Origin of the sequence: Streptomyces sp. CB02959, from assembly GCF_002803155.1 — a bacterium.
In the GTDB taxonomy this organism is placed as follows: Bacteria; Actinomycetota; Actinomycetes; order Streptomycetales; family Streptomycetaceae; genus Streptomyces.
The window spans coordinates 112,444-133,562 of record NZ_NNBP01000018.1 but is presented as its reverse complement, the minus strand read 5'-3'; the positions used below and the strand labels follow the sequence as shown (position 1 = coordinate 133,562).

Below are 21,119 nucleotides of genomic sequence, written 5' to 3'. Positions count from 1 at the left end.
ACCAATGGGACTGGAAGAGAAGCTGCCCAGCGGCTTTTTGCTGACCACCGTCGAGCAGGCCGCGGGCTGGGTGCGCAAGTCATCGGTCTTCCCCGCGACCTTCGGGCTGGCCTGCTGCGCCATCGAGATGATGACCACCGGCGCCGGGCGCTACGACCTGGCCCGCTTCGGCATGGAGGTCTTCCGCGGCTCCCCGCGGCAGGCCGACCTGATGATCGTGGCCGGCCGGGTGAGCCAGAAGATGGCGCCCGTGCTGCGGCAGGTCTACGACCAGATGCCGAACCCGAAGTGGGTGATCTCCATGGGGGTTTGCGCCTCCTCGGGCGGCATGTTCAACAACTACGCGATCGTGCAGGGCGTCGACCACATCGTCCCCGTCGACATCTACCTGCCGGGCTGCCCGCCCCGCCCCGAGATGCTCATGGACGCCATCCTCAAGCTCCACAAGAAGATCCAGAGCAGCAAGCTCGGGGTCAACGCCGTGCAGGCGGCCCACGAGGAGGAGGCGGCGGCGCTCAGGGCACTCCCGCTGATCGAGATGGACCGCTCGTCAGAGAAGAAAGGGCTGCTGCGGTGAGCGAGCCGACGAACCCCGACGCCCAGGGCGCCCCCGACGAGGCCGTCCCGGCGCAGCGCGCGGACACCGGCGAGGTGATCGGGACCCGCCGCGGGATGTTCGGCGCCGCCAACGGCGGTGACACCACCGGTTACGGCGGCCTGGTCCGCACCGTCCGGCTGCCCGGCGCCAGCTCCCGCCCCTACGGCGGACCGGGCGGCACCGAGGGAGCCGGCCTCTTCGACGAGATCGCCGACGAGCTGGAGGGCGCCCTCGACGAACAGGGTCTGGTGCCCGAGAACGTCATCGAGAAGACCGTCGTCGACCGCGGCGAGCTGACCTTCCACATCCACCGGGAGTTCCTGCCGGTCACCGCGCGCACCCTGCGCGACGACCCCGCGCTCCGCTTCGAGCTGTGCACCGGGGTCAGCGGCGTCCACTACCCCGACGACAAGGGCCGCGAGCTGCACGCCGTCTACCACCTGCGCTCGATCACCCACAACCGGCTGATCCGGCTGGAGGTCGCCGCCCCGGACACCGACCCGCACCTGCCGTCGATCGTCGACGTCTACCCGACCAACGACTGGCACGAGCGCGAGACCTACGACTTCTTCGGCCTGATCTTCGACGGGCACCCGGCGCTCACCCGGATCATGATGCCGGACGACTGGCAGGGCTTCCCGCAGCGCAAGGACTACCCCCTCGGCGGCATCCCCGTCGAGTACAAGGGCGCGCAGATCCCGGCTCCCGACCAGCGGAGGTCGTACACCTGATGAGCACTCCCAGCGAGACGTCCCGGGCCACCCCCCGCGAGACCACCGAGGGCCCCGTCTACACCGTCACCGGTGGCGACTGGGACGAGATCGCCGCGGCCGCCGCCAAGTCCGACGACGAGCGGATCATCGTCAACATGGGGCCGCAGCACCCCTCCACCCACGGCGTGCTCCGGCTGATCCTGGAGATCGACGGCGAGACCGTCACCGAGGCCCGCTGCGGCATCGGCTACCTCCACACCGGCATCGAGAAGAACCTCGAATTCCGCACCTGGACGCAGGGCACGACGTTCGTGACGCGGATGGACTACCTCACGCCGTTCTTCAACGAGACGGCGTACTGCCTGGCCGTGGAGAAGCTGCTCGGCATCACCGACGACGTCCCGGACCGGGCCTCGGTGATCCGCGTGCTGCTGATGGAGCTCAACCGGCTCTCCTCCCACCTGGTGTGCATCGCCACCGGCGGCATGGAGCTCGGCGCCACCACGATCATGATCTACGGCTTCCGCGACCGGGAGCTGATCCTGGACATCTACGAGCTGATCACCGGCCTGCGGATGAACCACGCCTACATCCGCCCCGGCGGCCTCGCCCAGGACCTGCCGGCCGGCGCCGTCGACCAGGTCCGCGCCTTCGTCAAGAAGATGCACAAGAACATGGCCGAGTACGACAAGCTCGCCACCGGCAACCCGGTCTTCAAGGCGCGCATGGAGGGCATCGGCTACCTCGACCTGGCCGGCTGTATGGCCACCGGAGCCACCGGGCCCCTCGTCCGGTCCGCCGGACTGCCCCATGACCTGCGCAAGACGCAGCCGTACTGTGGATACGAGAACTACGACTTCGAGGTGCCGACAGCCGACACCTGCGATGCCTACGGCCGGTTCCTGATCCGGCTGGAGGAGATGCGCCAGTCGCTGAGGATCGTCGAACAGTGCCTGGACCGGCTGGAGCCGGGGCCGGTGATGGTCGCCGACAAGAAGATCGCCTGGCCCGCCCAGTTGGCCCTCGGCCCCGACGGCCTCGGCAATTCCCTGGACCACATCAAGAAGATCATGGGCACCTCGATGGAGGCCCTGATCCACCACTTCAAGCTGGTGACGGAGGGCTTCCGGGTCCCACCGGGACAGGCGTACACCGCCGTCGAGTCGCCCAAGGGCGAGCTGGGCGTGCACGTGGTCAGCGACGGCGGCACCCGCCCCTACCGGGTGCACTTCCGCGACCCCTCGTTCACCAACCTGCAGGCCATGGCAGCGATGTGCGAGGGCGGCCAGGTCGCCGACGTCATCGTCGCCGTCGCGTCCATCGACCCCGTGATGGGAGGCGTCGACCGGTGAACGCCACTCCGGCACCCAAGGACGTCCAGCTGGGCATGCCCCGGCTTCCGGCACCCGACTACCCGGCCGACGTCAAGGCCCGGCTCGCCGCGGACGCGAAGGAGGTGATCGCCCGCTACCCCGACTCCCGCTCGGCGCTGCTGCCGCTGCTCCACCTCGTCCAGGCCGAGGAAGGCTGTGTCACCCGCACCGGCGTCCGCTTCTGCGCCGAGCAGCTCGACCTGACCACCGCCGAGGTCACCGCGGTCTCGACCTTCTACTCCATGTACCGCCGCAAGCCCGGCGGCGACTACCAGGTCGGGGTCTGCACCAACACCCTGTGCGCGGTGATGGGCGGCGACGCCATCTTCGAGGAACTCCAGGAGCACCTCGGCGTCGGCAACGGCGAGACCACCGAGGACGGCACGGTCACCCTCGAACACATCGAGTGCAACGCCGCCTGCGACTTCGCCCCCGTCGTGATGGTCAACTGGGAGTTCTTCGACAACCAGACGCCCCGCTCCGCCCGGCAGCTCGTCGACGACCTGCGGGCCGGCCGGACCGTCGAACCCACCCGCGGCGCCCCGCTCTGCTCCTTCAAGGAGACCGCCCGGATCCTCGCCGGCTTCCCCGACGGCCGGTCCGGTGCCGTCGGGGCGACCGGCGGTGCCGGACCCGCCTCCCTGGTCGGACTGCGGCTGGCCCGGGGCGAGACCCCGCCCGGTCACGCCGGTCACGTCGTCGCCCCGCGCGGCACCGCGGACGGCCCGTCCGGTGAGCCGCCGTCCGGGCGGCCCGACGACGCACCGCAGCAGACCTCGGCCGCCGACCCCGGCCACCCGGCCGGTCCTGCATCCGAGGAGGGGGAGTGATGACCGTGGCAGCCGAGTTCGGCGGGGCCCCCGGGCCGCACGCCGGAGGAACGACCAGTCCGGAGAAGGTCCTCGCCCCCGTCCTGTCCGCCTTCTGGGACGCCCCCGAGTCCTGGACGCTGGAGACCTACCTGCGCCACGACGGCTACGAAGGCGCCCGCAAGGCCCTCGCGATGGCCCCGGACGACGTCATCGCCTACGTCAAGGACTCCGGGCTCCGCGGCCGCGGCGGCGCCGGCTTCCCGACCGGCATGAAGTGGCAGTTCATCCCGCAGGGCGACGGCAAACCGCACTACCTCGTGGTCAACGCCGACGAGTCGGAGCCCGGGACCTGCAAGGACATCCCGCTCCTCTTCGCCAACCCGCACTCCCTCATCGAGGGGATCGTGATCGCCGCTCACGCGATCCGCTCGAACCACGCCTTCATCTATCTGCGCGGTGAGGTCGTGCCCGTGCTGCGCCGGCTGCACGAGGCCGTGCGCGAGGCGTACGTGGCGGGCTTCCTCGGCAAGGGCGTCCTCGGCTCGGGCCTCGACCTGGACGTCACGGTGCACGCGGGCGCCGGCGCGTACATCTGCGGTGAGGAGACCGCGCTGCTGGATTCCCTGGAAGGTCGTCGCGGCCAACCCCGTCTGCGACCCCCCTTCCCCGCCGTGGCCGGCCTCTACGCCTGCCCCACTGTGGTGAACAACGTCGAATCCATCGCCTCGGTTCCCGCGATCCTCAACCGGGGCAAGGAGTGGTTCAGGTCGATGGGCAGCGAGAAGTCCCCGGGCTTCACGCTCTACTCGCTCAGCGGCCACGTCGCCAACCCCGGCCAGTACGAAGGCCCGTTGGGCATCACCCTGCGCCAGCTGCTCGACATCAGCGGCGGGATGCGCCCCGGCCACCGGCTGAAGTTCTGGACGCCGGGCGGCTCCTCCACCCCGATGTTCACCGAGGAGCACCTCGACGTCCCGCTCGACTACGAGGGCGTCGGCGCGGCCGGCTCGATGCTCGGCACCAAGGCGCTGCAGTGCTTCGACGAGACCACCTGCGTGGTCCGGGCGGTCACCCGCTGGACCGAGTTCTACGCCCACGAGTCCTGCGGCAAGTGCACTCCGTGCCGTGAAGGGACGTACTGGCTGGTGCAGTTGCTCCGGGACCTCGAAGCGGGCCGCGGCCGGCTGACCGACCTCGACAAGCTCGCCGACATCGCCGACAACATCAACGGCAAGTCCTTCTGCGCCCTCGGCGACGGCGCCGCCTCGCCGATCTTCTCCTCGCTCAAGTACTTCCGCGCGGAGTACGAGGAGCACGTCACCGGCAAGGGCTGCCCCTTCGACCCCGCCAAGTCGACCCTCTGGGCCGGCAACGACGCTCACCTGGGGGTGAACGCATGACCATGCTCCAGCCAAGCAGCGGCCCTGCCGCGGGCCAGCGCCCCGACGGGGGCGGTGCGGCGGCGGTGCCACCGGAGGACCTCGTCACCCTGACGATCGACGGCATCGAGATCTCCGTCCCCAAGGGGACGCTGGTCATCCGGGCCGCCGAACTCCTCGGCATCGAGATCCCGCGCTTCTGCGACCACCCGCTGCTGGACCCGGCGGGCGCCTGCCGGCAGTGCATCGTCGAGGTCGAGGGCCAGCGCAAGCCGATGGCCTCCTGCACCATCACCTGCACCGACGGGATGGTGGTCCGCACCCAGCTGACCTCCCCGGTGGCCGAGAAGGCGCAGCGCGGTGTGATGGAGCTGCTGCTGATCAACCACCCGCTCGACTGCCCGGTCTGCGACAAGGGCGGCGAGTGCCCGCTGCAGAACCAGGCGATGCAGGTCGGTGACCCCGACTCCCGCTTCGAGGGCAGGAAGCGTACCTACGAGAAGCCGGTGCCGATCTCCACGCAGGTGCTGCTGGACCGCGAGCGGTGCGTGCTGTGCGCGCGGTGCACCCGCTTCAGCAACCAGATCGCCGGCGACCCGATGATCGAACTGATCGAGCGCGGCGCCCTCCAGCAGGTCGGCACCGGTGAGGGCGACCCCTTCGAGTCGTACTTCTCCGGGAACACCATCCAGATCTGCCCGGTGGGCGCGCTCACCTCCGCCGCGTACCGCTTCCGCTCCCGCCCCTTCGACCTGGTCTCCTCGCCGTCGGTGTGCGAGCACTGCGCGGGCGGCTGCGCGACCCGGACCGACCACCGGCGCGGCAAGGTGCTGCGGCGGCTGGCGGCGGACGACCCCGAGGTCAACGAGGAGTGGATCTGCGACAAGGGGCGGTTCGCCTTCCGGTACGCGCAGGCGCGCGACCGGCTGACGCACCCCCTGGTGCGCAATGCCGAGTCCGGTGAACTGGAGCCGGCGAGCTGGCCCGCCGCGCTGGACGCCGCGGCGCGCGGCCTGGCCGCCGCCCGGGGCCGGGCCGGCGTGCTGACCGGCGGCCGGCTGACCGTCGAGGACGCCTACGCCTACGCCAAGTTCGCCCGGGTCGCGCTGCACACCAACGACATCGACTTCCGGGCCCGGCCGCACAGCGCCGAGGAGGCCGACTTCCTGGCGGCCCGGGTCGCCGGCCGCGGCCGGGACCTGGACGGCAGCGGCGTCACCTACACCTCGCTGGAGCAGGCGCCCGCGGTCCTGCTGGCCGGGATCGAGGCGGAGGAGGAGGCGCCCGGCGTCTTCCTGCGGCTGCGCAAGGCACACCGCCGGCACGGCCAGCGCACCTGGGGGCTGGCCGGCCACGCCACCCGCGGGTTGATCAAGGCCGGCGGGACGCTGCTGCCCGCGGCGCCCGGTACGGAGACCGAATGGCTGGACGCCTTGGCGGGTGGGGTCGGCCTGGACGGTGAAGGGCGCGCCGCGGCCGAGGCGTTGCGCGCGGACGGCGCGGTGATCGTCGTCGGCGAGCGGCTGGCGACGGTGCCCGGGGCGCTGACCGCCGCGCTCCGCACCGCCACCGCCACCGGCGCCCACCTGGTGTGGATTCCGCGCCGGGCGGGTGAGCGCGGTGCCGTCGAGGCCGGTGCGCTGCCCGGGCTGCTGCCCGGTGGCCGACCGGCCACCGACCCGGTGGCCCGGGACGAGGTCGCCGCCGCCTGGGGTGTGGCCGCGCTGCCGCACCGGCACGGCCGGGACACCGGCCAGATCATCGAGGCCGCGGCCACCGGTGAGCTGGGCGCCCTGCTGGTGGCGGGCGTGGAGGTGGCCGACCTGCCCGATCCGGCGCGGGCGCTGACCGCGCTGGACGAGGTCGGATTCCTGGTCAGCCTGGAGCTGCGGCCCTCCCGGGTCACCGAGCGGGCGGACGTGGTCCTCCCGGTGGCGGCGGTGGTGGAGAAGGCCGGCACGTTCCTCAACTGGGAGGGCCGGGCCCGGTCGTTCGAGGCCGCGCTCAAGCCGGACCAGATGACCCGGCGGCAGCTGCCGCCGGACGCCCGGGTCCTCCAGATGCTCGCCGACGCGATGACGGAGGGCGCCGGCGGCTCCGCCGCGGGCGCCCTGGACCTGCCGGACGTCCACGCCGTGCGGCGGGAGGTGGACCGGATCGGCGGCTGGCGCGGCCCGTACGGCGGCGAACCGGTCGAGACGGGGCGGCCGTTGCCCCGCCCGACCGCCGGTGAGGCCGTCCTGGCCGGGCACCGCCTGCTGTTGGACCAGGGGCTGCTTCAGGAAGGCGACGAGGCGCTGGCCGGCACCCGGCACGCGGCGGTCGCCCGCCTGTCGCCGGCCACCGCCCAGGAGACCGGAGTGCGGGACGGCGACCCGCTGGTGGTCACCGGGCCGGCCGGTTCGGTCCGGCTGCCGCTCCAGGTCACGCCGATGCCCGACCGCGTGGTGTGGCTGCCGCTGAATTCCGTGGGCGGGGGCGTCGCCGCCGACACCGGGGCGCACCCCGGTGAGCTGGTGAAGGTCTCCGCAGTCCCCGGTACGCCGGTGCCGGCCAAGGAGGTGGACGCATGATGCAGCATCCCGGTTTTCCGGTGGCCGCGCTGGCCGCCCAGGAGGACCTGTCGATGTTCGGGCGCGACCCGTGGTGGCTGGTCGTCATCAAGGCGGTGTTCTGCTTCGCGTTCCTGATGCTGACGGTGCTGTTCTCGATCGTCTGGGAACGAAAGGTCGTCGCCTGGATGCAGCTGCGGATCGGCCCCAACCGGCACGGGCCCTGGGGGATGCTCCAGTCCCTGGCCGACGGCATCAAGTTGATGCTGAAGGAGGACCTGATCGTCCGGCGCGCCGACAAGGCGGTGTACATCCTGGCGCCGATCGTGGCGGCGATCCCGGCCTTCATGGCGATCGCGGTGATCCCCTTCGGCCCGTCGGGCAACGAGATCTCGATCTTCGGCCACCGCACCCCGATGCAGCTCACCGACCTCCCGATCGGCGTCCTCTACATCCTGGCCACGGCCTCGGTCGGCATCTACGGCATCGTGCTGGCGGGTTGGTCGTCCGGTTCGACGTACCCGCTGCTGGGCGGTCTGCGCTCGTGCGCGCAGATGATCTCGTACGAGATCGCGATGGGCGCGGCGTTCGCGTCGGTCTTCCTCTACTCCGGGTCGATGTCGACGTCGACGATCGTGGAGTCGCAGCAGAACAAGTGGTACGTGCTGCTGCTGCCGGTGTCGTTCCTCATCTACATCGTGACGATGGTGGGGGAGACCAACCGCGCGCCGTTCGACATGCCGGAGTCCGAGGGCGACCTCGTCGGCGGCTTCAACACCGAGTACTCGTCCATCAAGTTCGCGATGTTCATGCTCGCCGAGTACGTCAACATGGTCACCGTCTCGTCGGTGGCGGTCACCCTCTTCCTCGGCGGTTGGCGGGCGCCCTGGCCGATCTCGACGTTCTGGGAGGGCGCGAACCACGGCTGGTGGCCGATGCTCTGGTTCGTCCTCAAGGTGCAGCTGCTGCTGTTCTTCTTCATCTGGCTGCGCGGCACCCTTCCACGGGTCCGCTACGACCAGCTGATGCGGCTGGGCTGGAAGGTCCTCATCCCGGTGTCGATGGTGTGGCTGCTGCTCGTCGCCACCGTCCGGGCGCTGAAGAACGAGGGCTACGACTTCTCCCAGATCGTGCTGTACGTGGGCGGCAGCGCGGTGGGGCTGCTGCTGATCTCGCTGGTCGTGGACTTCTTCCGGCGCGTGGAGCCGGAGGAGGAGACCGACGGCGACACCGCCTTCGACCCGATGGCCGGCGGGTTCCCCGTTCCGCCGCTGCCCGGGCAGACCCTGCCACCGGTGCCGCGCAGGCGTCCCCGCCGTGACGGGGAGTTGATTGTCAGTGGTCGGGTGGACACTGTGAGTGACGGAGATGAGAGCGACGGAAAGGGGGGCGACGGTGCCTGAGTTCCAGAACCCGGTGGCCGGCTTCGGCGTGACCTTCAAGGCCATGTTCAAGAAGCGGCTGACCGAGCAGTACCCCGAGGAGAAGAAGCCGACGGCGCCGCGCTTCCACGGCCGGCACCAGCTCAACCGGCATCCGGACGGGCTGGAGAAGTGCATCGGCTGCGAGCTGTGCGCCTGGGCCTGTCCGGCGGACGCGATCTACGTCGAGGGTGCCGACAACACCGACGAGGAGCGCTACTCCCCGGGCGAGCGGTACGGCGCGGTCTACCAGATCAACTACCTCCGCTGCATCCTGTGCGGCCTGTGCGTGGAGGCCTGCCCGACCCGCGCGCTCACCATGACCAACGAGTACGAACTCGCCGACCGGTCCCGGGAATCGCTCATCTACACCAAGGAAGAGCTGCTCGTGGGCCTGTCGGAGGGGATGGTCGACTCCCCGCACGCGATCCACCCGGGCATGACCGACCGGGACTACTACAGCGGGCTGGTGACGGAGGCCGCGCCGGGCACGGTCCGGCAGGTCGCGGTGTCCAAGGGCGAGCGGCCCGAGGACGCCCCGGCCGAGCCCGCACAAGAGCAGAACGCCGCGGGCAAGGAGGCGCACGCATGACGGGCCTCGCCGCCGCGGCCTCCTCGGGGGAGGCCGTGCAGTTCTGGATCCTGGGGATCGTCGCCGTGGCCGGCGCGCTGTGCACGATCCTGATGAAGCGGGCGGTGCACAGCGCCCTTTCGCTCGCCGGGACCATGATCGTCCTGGCGGTCTTCTATCTGGCCAACGGCGCGTACTTCCTCGGCATCGTGCAGATCGTGGTCTACACCGGCGCGATCATGATGCTGTTCCTGTTCGTCGTGATGCTGGTCGGCGTCACCGCGGCGGACTCCCTCAAGGAGACCCTCAAGGGCCAGCGCTGGCTCGCCGCCGGACTGGGCGTCGGCTTCGGCATCCTGCTGATCGCCGGGATCGGCAACGCCTCGCTCAAGGAGTTCAACGGCCTGGGCGACGCCAACGCCGGCGGCAATGTGCAGGGCCTGGCCGCGCTGATCTTCACCAAGTACGTCTTCGCCTTCGAGCTCACCGGCGCGCTGCTGATCAGCGCGGTGGTCGGCGCGATGGTGCTCACCCACCGGGAGCGCACCGAGCGCGCCAAGACCCAGCGGGAGCTGTCCGAGGCCCGCATCCGCGAGGGCAAGCAGGTGACGCCGCTGCCCGCACCGGGTGTCTACGCCCGGCACAACGCCGTCGACATCCCCGGTCTGCTGCCGGACGGCACCCCGTCCGAGCTGACGGTCAGTCCGACGCTGCGGGAGCGCGGCCAGGTCCGGGACGTCTCCGGCCAGTCGCTGGCCGAACTCAAGGCGCTGGAGCAGCGGTCCGAGGAGTGGCTGGGGCGGGAGTCCGGCCGCCCGGGCAAGAAGCGGCCCGGCCCCGCGGCACCGAAGGAGGGCGCCCAGAAATGAGCCCGGTCTACTACCTCTACCTCGCCGCCCTGCTGTTCACCATCGGTGCGGCCGGCGTGCTGATCAGGCGGAACGCCATCGTGGTGTTCATGTGCATCGAGCTGATGCTGAACGCCTGCAACCTCGCCTTTGTCACCTTCTCGCGGATGCACGGGAATCTGGACGGCCAGATCATCGCCTTCTTCACGATGGTCGTCGCCGCGGCGGAGGTCGTGGTCGGCCTGGCCATCATCGTGTCGATCTTCCGCACCCGTCATTCGGCCTCGGTCGACGACGCCAGCCTGATGAAGCTGTAAGGGGTCGCACAAAGTGGAGAACTTGATCGCGCTGCTCGTCGCGGCACCGCTGGTCGGTGCGGCCCTGCTGCTGTGCGGCGGTAAACGCCTGGACCGCACCGGCCACTGGATCGGCTCGCTCCTCGCGGTGGCCTCGTTCGCCGTCGCGGTGGTGCTCTTCGTCGACATGCTCGGCAAGGGCGCCGAGCACCGGGCGCTGCACCAGCACCTGTTCAGCTGGATCCCGGTCGGTGGATTCCGGGCCGATCTCGCCTTCCAGCTCGACCAGCTGTCGATGACCTTCGTCCTGCTGATCACGGGTGTCGGCTCACTGATCCACATCTATTCGATCGGCTACATGGAGCACGACGAGCGGCGCCGCCGCTTCTTCGGCTACCTCAATCTCTTCCTGGCGGCGATGCTGCTGCTCGTCCTCGCCGACAACTACCTCCTGCTGTACGTCGGTTGGGAGGGCGTGGGCCTGGCCTCGTACCTGCTCATCGGGTTCTGGCAGCACAAGCCCAGTGCGGCCACCGCCGCGAAGAAGGCGTTCCTGGTCAACCGCGTCGGCGACATGGGCCTGTCCATCGCGATCATGCTGATGTTCACGACGTTCGGCACGTTCGCCTTCGGGCCGGTGCTCTCCGCGACCGGCGCTGTGACATCGGGCGCTGCCGCGCCGGGCTCCGAGGGGAAGCTGACCGCCATCGGGCTGGTGCTGCTGCTGGCCGCCTGCGGCAAGTCGGCGCAGGTGCCGCTGCAGTCCTGGCTGGGCGATGCGATGGAGGGCCCGACCCCGGTGTCGGCGCTGATCCACGCCGCCACGATGGTCACCGCCGGGGTGTACCTGATCACCCGCTCCGGCGCGATCTTCAACGCCGCGCCGGACGCGCAGACCGCCGTGGTCGCGGTCGGCGCGGTCACCCTGCTGTTCGGTGCGATCGTCGGTTGCGCCAAGGACGACATCAAGAAGGCGCTGGCCGGTTCGACGATGTCGCAGATCGGCTACATGGTCCTGGCCGCCGGTCTGGGCCCGATCGGCTACGCCTTCGCGATCATGCACCTGGTCACCCACGGCTTCTTCAAGGCGGGCCTCTTCCTCGGCGCAGGTTCCGTGATGCACGGGATGAACGACGAGGTGGACATGCGCCGTTACGGCGGACTGCGAAAGTACATGCCGGTCACCTTCGTCACCTTCGGGCTCGGGTACCTGGCCATCATCGGCTTCCCCGGGCTGTCCGGCTTCTTCTCCAAGGACAAGATCATCGAGGCGGCGTTCGCCCGCGGCGGCACCGAGGGCTGGATCCTCGGCGGCGCGGCCCTGCTGGGCGCCGCGATCACCGCGTTCTACATGACGCGGGTGATGCTGATGACGTTCTTCGGCGAGAAGCGCTGGGACCCGCAGGAGTTCCACCCGCACGAGTCGCCGAAGGTGATGACGATCCCGATGATCGTGCTGGCCATCGGCTCGGTCTTCGCGGGCGGGCTGTTCAGCGCGGGCGACTCCTTCGTCCGCTGGCTGGAGCCGGTCACCTCCTTCGCGCACGGCCACTCCCCGGTGAGCGCCGGGGTGGTCACCGGAGCCACCATGGTGGTGCTGCTCATCGGCGTAGGCATCGCCTGGCTGATGTACGGCCGCAAGCCGGTCCCGGCCACCGCCCCGCGCGGTTCGCTGCTCACCCGGGCGGCCCGCCGCGATCTGCTCCAGGACGACTTCAACCACGTGGTCCTGGTGCGCGGCGGCGAGCATCTGACCCGCACGCTGGTCTATCTCGACCACTCCCTGGTGGACGGCGCGGTCAACGGCACGGCGGCCTCGATGGGCGGACTCTCCAGCCGGCTGCGCCAGTTGCAGACCGGCTTCGTCCGCTCCTACGCGGTCCAGATGCTGGGCGGGGCCGCCGTTCTCGTCGCCGCGACCCTGCTGATGAGGGGTGTCTGAGCCATGTCGTTTCCCCTGCTGACGGCGACCGCCGCGGTACCGGCGATCGGTGCGATCGCCACCGCCGCGGTGCCCGCCGCCAAGCGCACCGCCGCCAAGTGGCTGGCGCTGCTGTTCTCGCTGGCCACGCTGGCGCTGGCGCTGGTGATCGCGGTGCGCTTCGACCCCGGTGCCAAGGGGCCGTTCCAGCTCACCGAATCCCATGCCTGGATCCGGGACTTCGGGGTCCGGTACGACCTCGGCGTGGACGGCATCGCGGTCGCCCTGATCGCGCTGACCGCGCTGCTGATCCCGTTCGTCATCCTGGCCGGCTGGCACGACGCCGACCCGCTGGAGGGCGCGGAGCCCAATCGCCGCTGGCGGCCCACCCAGGGCTTCTTCGCGCTGATCCTGGCCGTCGAGGCGATGGTGGTGCTCTCCTTCGAGGCCACCGACGTCTTCCTCTTCTACGTCTTCTTCGAAGCCATGCTGATCCCGATGTACTTCCTCATCGGCGGCTTCGGGGACCGGGCCGGCGGACGGGGCGAGCAGCAGGCCGCCGCCCAGCGTTCGTACGCCGCGGTGAAGTTCCTGCTCTACAACCTCGTCGGCGGTCTGATCATGCTGGCCGCGGTGATCGGGCTGTACGCCGTCACCGCCCACCAGTTGGGCACCGGCACCTTCTCGCTCCAGCAGATCGTCGACGCCCGGGCGTCCGGCGCGCTGAGCATCGGCACCGGCACCGAGCGGCTGCTCTTCCTCGGCTTCTTCTTCGCCTTCGCGGTGAAGGCCCCGCTGTGGCCGCTGCACACCTGGCTGCCCAACGCCATGGGCGAGGCGACCTCCCCGGTCGCGGTGCTGATCACCGCGGTCGTCGACAAGGTCGGCACCTTCGCGATGCTCCGCTTCTGCCTCCAGCTCTTCCCGGAGGCCAGCAGCTGGGCCACTCCGGTGATCCTGGCGCTGGCGCTGATCAGCATCGTCTACGGCGCGCTGCTCGCGGTCGGCCAGCGGGACATCAAGCGGCTGATCGCCTACGCCTCGATCTCGCACTTCGGCTTCATCATCCTGGGCATCTTCGCGATGACCTCCCAGGGCCAGGGCGGCGCGACGCTCTACATGGTCAACCACGGCATCTCGACCGCCGCGCTGATGCTGGTGGCCGGCTTCCTGATCAGCCGCCGTGGCTCGCGGCTGATCGCGGACTACGGCGGCGTCCAGAAGGTCGCCCCGGTCCTCGCCGGCACCTTCCTGGTCGGCGGTCTGGCCACCCTGTCGCTGCCCGGCCTGGCCCCGTTCGTCAGTGAATTCCTGGTCCTGGTCGGCACGTTCAGCCGCTATCCGGCGGTCGGGATCATCGCCACCTTCGGCATCGTCCTGGCCGCGCTCTACGTCCTCGTGCTGTACCAGCGGACGATGACCGGCCCGGTCAAGGCGGAGGTCGGGAAGATGCCCGACCTGAAGGCGCGGGAGCTGGTGGTGGTCGTGCCGCTGATCGCGCTGCTGCTCTTCCTCGGGGTGTATCCCAAGCCGCTCACCGACATCGTCAATCCGGCGGTCCAGCACACCCTGTCCGTCGTGGACAAGCAGGATCCCAAGCCCAGCGTGCAGGTGGACGCCGTGCCCGGTGGAGGCCGGCACGGCCAGACCGCGCACTCCCAAGACGCGGAGGCCGCGAAGTGAGTTCCGTGGCGAGTGTCCACAGCCTGTGGACAGCGGCGGCCGGGACGCCGGGCAAGATCCCGGCCCCGCAGATCGAGTACGTACAGCTGTCGCCGACGCTCATCATCCTGGGCGCCGCGGTCGTCGGCGTCCTGATCGAGGCGTTCCTGCCGCGCCGCGGCCGCTACTACGCGCAGCTGCTGCTGTCCGTGGTGGCGCTGGCCGCCGCGTTCGCCGCGGTGATCGGCCTGGCGGCGGGCGGCTTCGGCTCGTCCAAGGCGCATCTGGCCGCGATGGGCGCGATCGCGGTGGACGGCCCGGCGCTGTTCCTTCAGGGCACGATCCTGCTGGTGTCGCTGATCGCGGTCTTCACCTTCGCCGAGCGGCGGCTGGACCCGGCGGCACACGGCAAGCGGGTGGACTCCTTCGCCGCGCAGGCCGCGGCGGTCCCCGGCGGGGAGGCCGAACAGACCGCGGTCAAGGCCGGGTTCACCACCACCGAGGTCTTCCCGATCCTGCTCTTCGCGGTCGGCGGCATGCTGGTCTTCCCGGCCGCCAACGACCTGCTGACCCTCTTCATCGCTCTGGAGGTCTTCTCCCTCCCGCTGTACATCCTGTGCGCGCTGGCCCGCCGCCAGCGGCTGCTCTCGCAGGAGTCCGCGGTGAAGTACTTCCTCCTCGGGGCCTTCTCCTCGGCCTTCCTGCTGTTCGGCGTGGCCCTGCTCTACGGCTACGCCGGCACCGTGACGTACGCCGGGATCGCCGAGGTGATCTCGGACGGCGCCCGGCAGGTCGACCCGGCGCTGGCCGGCACGATGGGCAATGACGCGCTGCTGCTGATCGGTGGGGCGCTGGTGCTGATGGGCCTGCTGTTCAAGGTCGGCGCGGTGCCCTTCCACATGTGGACGCCGGACGTCTACCAGGGCGCCCCCACCCCGGTGACGGGCTTCATGGCGGCCGCCACCAAGGTCGCCGCGTTCGGCGCGCTGCTGCGGCTACTGTACGTGGCCCTGCCCGGCATGCGCTGGGACTGGCGGCCGGTGATGTGGGGCGTGGCGATCCTGACGATGCTGGGCGGTGCGGTCCTGGCCATCACCCAGACCGACATCAAGCGGCTGCTGGCCTACTCCTCCATCGCGCACGCCGGGTTCATCCTCGCCGGTGTCATCGCCGCCAGCCAGGACGGCATCTCCTCGGTGCTCTTCTATCTGGCGGCGTACTCCTTCGTCACGCTCGGCGCGTTCGCCGTGGTGACGCTGGTCCGGGACGCCGGCGGCGAGGCCACCCACCTGTCCAAGTGGGCCGGGCTCGGGCGGCGTTCGCCCCTGGTGGCCGCGGTCTTCGCGGTCTTCCTGCTGGCCTTCGCGGGCATCCCGCTGACGTCCGGCTTCGCCGGGAAGTTCGCGGTGTTCAAGGCGGCGGCGGAGAGCGGCGCGGGCTGGCTGGTGGTGGTCGGTGTGATCTCCTCGGCGATCGCGGCGTTCTTCTACATCCGGGTGATCGTGCTGATGTTCTTCAGCGAGCCGAAGGCGGACGGTCCGACGGTCGCGGTGCCCAGCGTGCTGACGTCCACCGCCATCGCGGTCGGTGTCGCGGCCACGCTGGTGCTGGGTGTGGCACCGCAGTACTTCCTCGACCTGGCCGGGCACGCGGGGGTCTTCATCCGCTGATCCGCCCGCCAGGCGCACGGCCGCCGCCCGGTGCCCCGGAAGGGGGCGCCGGGCGGCGGCCGTTGCGCCGCGGTACGGGGCCGCGGTCAGCTCTTGGGCATATCCGGGATCTTCGGCAGGTCCGGGATCTTGATGCTGCCGTCGTCGGTCTTGGTGTACTCGTCGGTCGGGCCGCCCTTCCAGCGGACGGTCAGGGTCTTGCCGTCCGCGCCGGGCTTGAGGGTGCCCATGGTGCGGGTGGTGTCGCCGTCGGTGCACTTGAGGACGGCCATGGCCATCCCGGCCATCTTCTCGACCTTGCCCATGCACGCGGCCTTGTGCCCGTTGCTGAACGCGACGGTGCCCTGGGCCACCACCAGGACCAGCGGGCTGGCGGGCGTGCCGCCCTTCCAGGCGCCCTCGACGGCGGTGGGGTCCGCGGCCTTGCCGTCGCCGCCGCCCGCGGCCGTCGGGGTGGCCTCCGGAGCCTTGCTCGGGGCGCTCGCGTCCTTGCCGCTGCCGCCGCTGCTTCCGCAACCGCTGAGCAGCAGCGCGGCGATGGTGGCCGCCCCGGCGAACTGCGCTGCCTTGCGCACGTACGTCTCCTCCGTTGTGGGACAGGGAGACGTGAGGCTAGCAGCGGGCCGGGGCGGCCGGCGGGTGAGCGACGCGGTCAGCCGGCCCGCCGCGGCTCGCGGCGGGCCGCGCGGTGTCCGTTGCCCGGCGGCAGCTCCTCGGGGAGGGCGAGCGGAGGCGCCGGGCGGGGGGTCACGCCGGGAACTCCCGGGCGGGCAGCACCCGGCCGGTGACCTCGCCGAGCCCGATCCGGGCGCCGTCCGGGCCGGGTGCCCAGGCGGTGAGGGTGATCTCGTCGCCGTCCTGGAGGTAGGGGCCCTTGCCCTGGGTGAGCTCCAGCAGGCAGCCGAGCTGGTCGGGTTCGGGCCCGGAGACGGTGCCGGAGGCGTAGAGGTCGCCGGTGCGCAGCGAGGCGCCGTTGACGGTCATGTGGGCCAACTGCTGGGCGGCCGTCCAGTACATCGCGGCGAACGGCGGGCGGGAGATCACCTCGCCGTTGAGCCGCACCTCGATCCGCAGGTCGAGGCCGCCCGGCTCGGCGGCGGTGTCGTCCAGGTACGGCAGCGCCGGTACGTCCCGGGCGGGCGGCGCGGTGCGGGCCGCGTCGAAGGCGTCGAGCGGGGTGATCCAGGCGGAGACGGAGGTCGCGAAGGACTTGCCGAGGAACGGGCCGAGCGGCACGTACTCCCAGGCCTGGATGTCGCGTGCGGACCAGTCGTTGACCAGGCAGACGCCGAAGACGTGGTCCCGGAAGGCGTCCAGGCCGACCGGCGCGTGGAGCGCGGAGGGCGTGCCGACGACGAAGCCGACCTCGGCCTCGATGTCCAGGCGGGTGGACGGGCCGAAGAGCGGCGCGGCGTCGGCCGGGGTCTTGCGCTGGCCGTGCGGCCGCACCACCGGGGTGCCGGAGACGACGACGGTGCCGGCCCGGCCGTGGTAACCGATCGGCAGGTGCTTCCAGTTGGGCGGCAGGGCGGCGCCGTCGGGGCGGAAGATCCGGCCGACGTTGGTGGCGTGGTGCTCGCTGGAGTAGAAGTCGACGTAGTCGGCGACCTCGAAGGGCAGGTGGAGGGTGAGGCCGTCGTCCAACGGGCGCAGCAGCGGGGCCACCGCGGTGCGGTGCGCGGGGTCGGTCAGGGCGGTGCGGACCGCCGCGTGGACCTTCTGCCAGACGGGGCGGCCGGCGGCCAGCAGCGGGTTGAGGGTGGCGGCGGTGAGCAGTGCGGCGTGCGGCGCGGGGACGACGTCGGGCAGGGCGTCGGGCAGGGCGGCCAGGTCCAGGACGTGGCGGCCGTAGCGGACGCCGAGCCGGCGCAGGCCGGGCGCGTCGGCGGTGCTGAAGACGCCGTAGGGGAGGGTGTGCGGGCCGAAGGGGTCGCCTTCCGCCAGATCGAACGGGCTCTGCTCGGGCATGGAGTCTGCTCCTCGCGTTCGTCGTCGCCGGTGGGCGGCCGGCCGATGGGGTGTCCCCTGCTCGAACCGCGTGGAGAGCCTGGGGAGAGGTGCCCCGTGGACCGGTGGGTCCGCGATCAGGGTACGGCCGGTGGCGATCAGTGGGGTGGTCCTCGGCCGGGAACGGGCGGTCCCGGGCCGGGAAGTGCCGGGCGGGGCGGCGGGGCCGGGGCGCAGCGGGCCGCCGAAGCCGGGAAATACCTTGCCGTACTGTGCAATTCGGTCACGCTGCGCCTGGTGGTGGAAGTGGTCGGAGCGGTCGCGGTGGTCGAAGTGGTCGTGGGGGGAGCGGGGGCGCGGTGTCCGGGGCGGTGGAAGTGGCGGCCGGGAGCGATATACGGACATTGCTCACTCCGCTCCCTACCGGGGAGAGTGAACGGCGATATGCGGCCGACGGGGCGTCCGCGGCCCGCCGGTGTCCGGTCTGCCTGTTACCGCTGTGACACCAGAGGTTCTTGAGTCGTTTCACGCCCCTGCTGCCCCATTCCTCCCACGGAAAAGCCGCGTCGGGCGACGCTCGGAAACGTACTCACGGGACGGCTTCTGTGCTGGGCGAGTGGTTCGGGGGGCGGGCGCTCGCGGTGATCCAACCGTGACCGGATACGCTGGCCAATGGTGGAGACAGCGACAGATCGACATTCAGTTTGATCGTCAGCAGACAGGAGTACCCCTCGTGACCGTCGTCGGGCCCTTCGGGCTGAGCGTGCGGGACCAGGCTCTTGAGGCCGGTGTCCAGGCCGGGTTGGCGGCTGTCGAGGAGGGCCTGCTGGAGGCCACCAAGAGCGACGTGCCGTTCATCACCGAAGCCGCGCAGCATCTCGTGCGCGCGGGCGGCAAGCGGTTCCGGCCGCTGCTGGTGATGCTGGCCGCCCAGTTCGGCGACCCCCACAGCCCGGGCGTGGTGCCCTCCGCCGTCGTCGTGGAGCTGACGCACCTGGCGACGCTGTACCACGACGACGTGATGGACGAGGCCGACGTGCGCCGCGGGGTGGCCAGCGCCAACGCCCGCTGGGGCAACTCCGTCGCGGTCCTGACCGGCGACTTCCTCTTCGCCCGCGCCTCGCACATCCTCGCCGACCTCGGGCCCGAGGCCGTCCGGATCCAGGCCGAGGCGTTCGAGCGCCTGGTGACCGGCCAGATCCTGGAGACCGCGGGACCGCGCGACGGCCGCGACCCGATCGACCACTACCTGGACGTCCTCGCGGGCAAGACCGGTTCGCTGGTCGCCGTGGCCTGCCGCTTCGGCGCCATGATGTCGGGCGCCGAGGAGTCGACGGCCAACATCCTCACCCAGTACGGCGAGCGGCTGGGCACCGCCTTCCAGCTGGCCGACGACGTCCTGGACATCGCCAGCGACTCGCACGAGTCCGGCAAGACGCCCGGTACGGACCTGCGCGAGGGCATCGCGACGCTGCCCGTCCTGCGGCTGCGGGCGCTGGCCGAGAGCAGCGCCGGCACCGCCGAGGACCGTGCGCTGTGCGAGCTGCTGGCCGGCGACCTCACCGACGACGCCCGGCACGCCGAGGCGCTGGCCGGACTGCGCGCCCACCCGGCCCTGGAGCAGGCCCGCCGGGACACCGTGCGCTACGCCGAGCAGGCCCGCGACACGCTGGCGCCGCTGCCCGAGTGCACGGCGAAGGCCGCCCTGGTGGGGCTCTGCGACACCGTGGTGCACCGGGCGGGCTGAGTCCCGCGGGGCGGATGTGCGCCGCGCGTCGCGTTCCCGGCGCCGCGGGGCTTCCCCGTTCGCCTCTGACGTCCCGTTCGTCCCTGACATCCCGGGCGTCCCGGACGTCTTCCCCTAAGGCATCCCCGCCGGGCGGTGCGACCGGCGGAGTACGGGTTCCGCCGGACGGTGACCGGATGTCATCCCTCAGCAGTACGTGGAGTTGGCCCTGCGGGTTGACGCCAAGGTCCGCGGCTTTTGGTGAGATGGAGAGCATCACGAGGCGGCGGGGCGGGTCATCATGGCCCGGCGGGTGGACGAGTGGACGACACAGCACCGCCGCACACGACGGAGGTAGGCCAGATGCCACGGAACGAACCGACTGAGGTCACCGGGGAATGGGACGGGGAGCGCTCCGCGAAGCGCCGTAAGGCGGTCCGGTACGGCGTGCCGGTCGCGGTGGCGGGGGTGGCGGCCGCGACGATCGGGCTGGTCCCGGCGTTCGCCGGATCCGGTTCTCCGGACCTGCCGAAGATCTCCGCCCAGGACCTGATAGCGAAGATCACCAAGTCCGATGTCCAGCAGCTGTCCGGCACCGTCCAGGTCACCACGGACCTCGGCCTGCCCTCCCTGCCGGGTGGCATGGGCGCCGGCGGCGCCGGTGGCTTCGGCGGCGCCGAGCAGGGCCGGGGCGGTGCGGACGGTGCCGCGTCGCCGCAGAGCAAGCTGACCGAGCTGGCGTCCGGTACGCACACCCTGCGGGTCGCCGTCGACGGCCCGGAGAAGCAGCGGGTGTCGATCGTCGGCAACTCCGCCGACTACACCCTCGTCCACAACGGCGCGGACGTCTGGGCGTACGACAGCGGCAGCAACAGCGCCGTGCACCACACCGCCCCCCGGGACGGCCACCGCGGCACGCACCGCGGCGCGCCCGAGGGCCTCCCCAAGGGCCTGCAGAGCGCCACCCCGCAGGAGCTCGCCAAGGCGGCCCTGGAGAAGGCCGGCGACACCACCTCGGTGACGGTCGGCGACACCGCCAAGGTCGCCGGGCGGGACGCGTACCAGCTCGTCATCAAGCCCAAGCAGACCGCCTCCACGGTCGGCTCGATCCGGGTCGCGGTGGACGCCGCCAACGGCGTCCCGCTGAAGTTCACCCTCACCCCGAAGAGCGGCGGCCCGGCCGCGATCGACGTCGGCTACACCCGCGTCGACTTCGCCCGCCCGGCCGCGGACACCTTCAGCTTCACGCCGCCGAAGGGCGCCAAGGTCGTCAACGGCGACAAGGCCGGGGAGCAGGCCGCCCGCCAGCACGGGAAGGCCCTCAAGGACCACAAGGGCCCGAAGGACTTCGGCGGGCTCGACGTCATCGGCAAGGGCTGGACGTCCATCGCCACCGTCAAGGGCGCCGGCGGCCACGCCGGCAAGGACCAGCTCGCCAAGGGCGACGCCGGGAAGTTCCTGGACAGCCTGGGCACCAAGGTGACCGGCTCGTTCGGCTCCGGGCACGTCTTCAGCACCCGCCTGGTCAACGCCCTGATGACCGACGACGGCACGGTCTACGTCGGCGCCGTCGACAAGCAGGCCCTGATCGCCGCGGCCGACGCCGCGAAGAAGTAACGGGCCACGGCCC

General features: G+C 71.2%; 17 protein-coding genes. 15 read left to right on the top strand and 2 right to left on the bottom strand.

The window, feature by feature from the left end; translation table 11 throughout:
* Nucleotides 1-4: 4 nt before the first annotated feature.
* Genes CG747_RS27275 through nuoN form a run of 13 tightly spaced genes read left to right on the top strand, consistent with a single transcriptional unit; the run spans nucleotide 5 to nucleotide 15,816 of the window.
* Nucleotides 5-577: an NADH-quinone oxidoreductase subunit B family protein gene (locus CG747_RS27275; protein ID WP_100604482.1), complete on the top strand. Its 573-nt coding sequence runs from the start codon at nucleotides 5-7 to the stop codon at nucleotides 575-577.
* Nucleotides 574-1,329, top strand: a complete 756-nt coding sequence (locus CG747_RS27270; RefSeq protein ID WP_100604481.1) for an NADH-quinone oxidoreductase subunit C — start codon at nucleotides 574-576, stop codon at nucleotides 1,327-1,329. The genes CG747_RS27275 and CG747_RS27270 overlap by 4 nt, the downstream gene beginning before the upstream one ends.
* Complete coding sequence (locus CG747_RS27265; protein WP_100604480.1) at nucleotides 1,329-2,663, top strand: NADH-quinone oxidoreductase subunit D; 1,335 nt, start codon at nucleotides 1,329-1,331, stop codon at nucleotides 2,661-2,663. The genes CG747_RS27270 and CG747_RS27265 overlap by 1 nt, the downstream gene beginning before the upstream one ends.
* 35 nt (nucleotides 2,664-2,698) lie before the next feature.
* A complete protein-coding gene (gene nuoE, locus CG747_RS27260; RefSeq protein ID WP_374701821.1) occupies nucleotides 2,699-3,514 on the top strand; it encodes an NADH-quinone oxidoreductase subunit NuoE in 816 nt (271 codons plus the stop codon).
* A complete protein-coding gene (gene nuoF, locus CG747_RS27255; RefSeq protein WP_100604478.1) occupies nucleotides 3,514-4,896 on the top strand; it encodes an NADH-quinone oxidoreductase subunit NuoF in 1,383 nt (460 codons plus the stop codon). The genes nuoE and nuoF overlap by 1 nt, the downstream gene beginning before the upstream one ends.
* Nucleotides 4,893-7,448 carry an NADH-quinone oxidoreductase subunit G gene (locus CG747_RS27250; protein WP_100604477.1) on the top strand — a complete coding sequence of 852 codons (2,556 nt, stop codon included), beginning with the start codon at nucleotides 4,893-4,895 and terminating at the stop codon, nucleotides 7,446-7,448. The genes nuoF and CG747_RS27250 overlap by 4 nt, the downstream gene beginning before the upstream one ends.
* Nucleotides 7,445-8,830: an NADH-quinone oxidoreductase subunit NuoH gene (gene nuoH, locus CG747_RS27245; RefSeq protein ID WP_100604476.1), complete on the top strand. Its 1,386-nt coding sequence runs from the start codon at nucleotides 7,445-7,447 to the stop codon at nucleotides 8,828-8,830. Before CG747_RS27250 ends, nuoH begins: the two co-directional genes overlap by 4 nt.
* The gene (gene nuoI, locus CG747_RS27240; RefSeq protein ID WP_180985724.1) at nucleotides 8,823-9,440 is read left to right on the top strand and encodes an NADH-quinone oxidoreductase subunit NuoI; all 618 of its coding nucleotides are present in this window, start codon (nucleotides 8,823-8,825) and stop codon (nucleotides 9,438-9,440) included. Before nuoH ends, nuoI begins: the two co-directional genes overlap by 8 nt.
* Nucleotides 9,437-10,288: an NADH-quinone oxidoreductase subunit J gene (locus tag CG747_RS27235; RefSeq protein WP_100604474.1), complete on the top strand. Its 852-nt coding sequence runs from the start codon at nucleotides 9,437-9,439 to the stop codon at nucleotides 10,286-10,288. The genes nuoI and CG747_RS27235 overlap by 4 nt, the downstream gene beginning before the upstream one ends.
* A complete protein-coding gene (gene nuoK / locus CG747_RS27230; protein WP_100604473.1) occupies nucleotides 10,285-10,584 on the top strand; it encodes an NADH-quinone oxidoreductase subunit NuoK in 300 nt (99 codons plus the stop codon). Before CG747_RS27235 ends, nuoK begins: the two co-directional genes overlap by 4 nt.
* A 13-nt stretch (nucleotides 10,585-10,597) precedes the next feature.
* A complete protein-coding gene (gene nuoL / locus CG747_RS27225; protein ID WP_100604472.1) occupies nucleotides 10,598-12,505 on the top strand; it encodes an NADH-quinone oxidoreductase subunit L in 1,908 nt (635 codons plus the stop codon).
* A gap of 3 nt (nucleotides 12,506-12,508) precedes the next feature.
* Nucleotides 12,509-14,167, top strand: a complete 1,659-nt coding sequence (locus CG747_RS27220; protein ID WP_100604471.1) for an NADH-quinone oxidoreductase subunit M — start codon at nucleotides 12,509-12,511, stop codon at nucleotides 14,165-14,167.
* Nucleotides 14,164-15,816 carry an NADH-quinone oxidoreductase subunit NuoN gene (nuoN, locus tag CG747_RS27215; RefSeq protein ID WP_100604470.1) on the top strand — a complete coding sequence of 551 codons (1,653 nt, stop codon included), beginning with the start codon at nucleotides 14,164-14,166 and terminating at the stop codon, nucleotides 15,814-15,816. The genes CG747_RS27220 and nuoN overlap by 4 nt, the downstream gene beginning before the upstream one ends.
* 86 nt (nucleotides 15,817-15,902) lie before the next feature.
* On the opposite strand, the gene CG747_RS27210 is transcribed toward nuoN, so the two are convergent.
* Both CG747_RS27210 and fahA read right to left on the bottom strand, forming a co-directional pair.
* The gene (locus CG747_RS27210; RefSeq protein WP_100604469.1) at nucleotides 15,903-16,391 is read right to left on the bottom strand and encodes a hypothetical protein; all 489 of its coding nucleotides are present in this window, start codon (nucleotides 16,389-16,391) and stop codon (nucleotides 15,903-15,905) included.
* Nucleotides 16,392-16,563: 172 nt separating this feature from the next.
* Nucleotides 16,564-17,784 carry a fumarylacetoacetase gene (fahA, locus tag CG747_RS27205; RefSeq protein WP_100604468.1) on the bottom strand — a complete coding sequence of 407 codons (1,221 nt, stop codon included), beginning with the start codon at nucleotides 17,782-17,784 and terminating at the stop codon, nucleotides 16,564-16,566.
* Between the two features lie 712 nt (nucleotides 17,785-18,496).
* On the opposite strand from fahA, the gene CG747_RS27200 reads away from it, so the two are divergent.
* Entirely contained in the window at nucleotides 18,497-19,510 is a 1,014-nt protein-coding gene (locus CG747_RS27200) for a polyprenyl synthetase family protein (RefSeq protein WP_100604467.1), read from the top strand.
* 342 nt (nucleotides 19,511-19,852) lie between these two features.
* Nucleotides 19,853-21,106: a DUF2092 domain-containing protein gene (locus CG747_RS27195; RefSeq protein ID WP_100604466.1), complete on the top strand. Its 1,254-nt coding sequence runs from the start codon at nucleotides 19,853-19,855 to the stop codon at nucleotides 21,104-21,106.
* Nucleotides 21,107-21,119 lie beyond the last annotated feature (13 nt).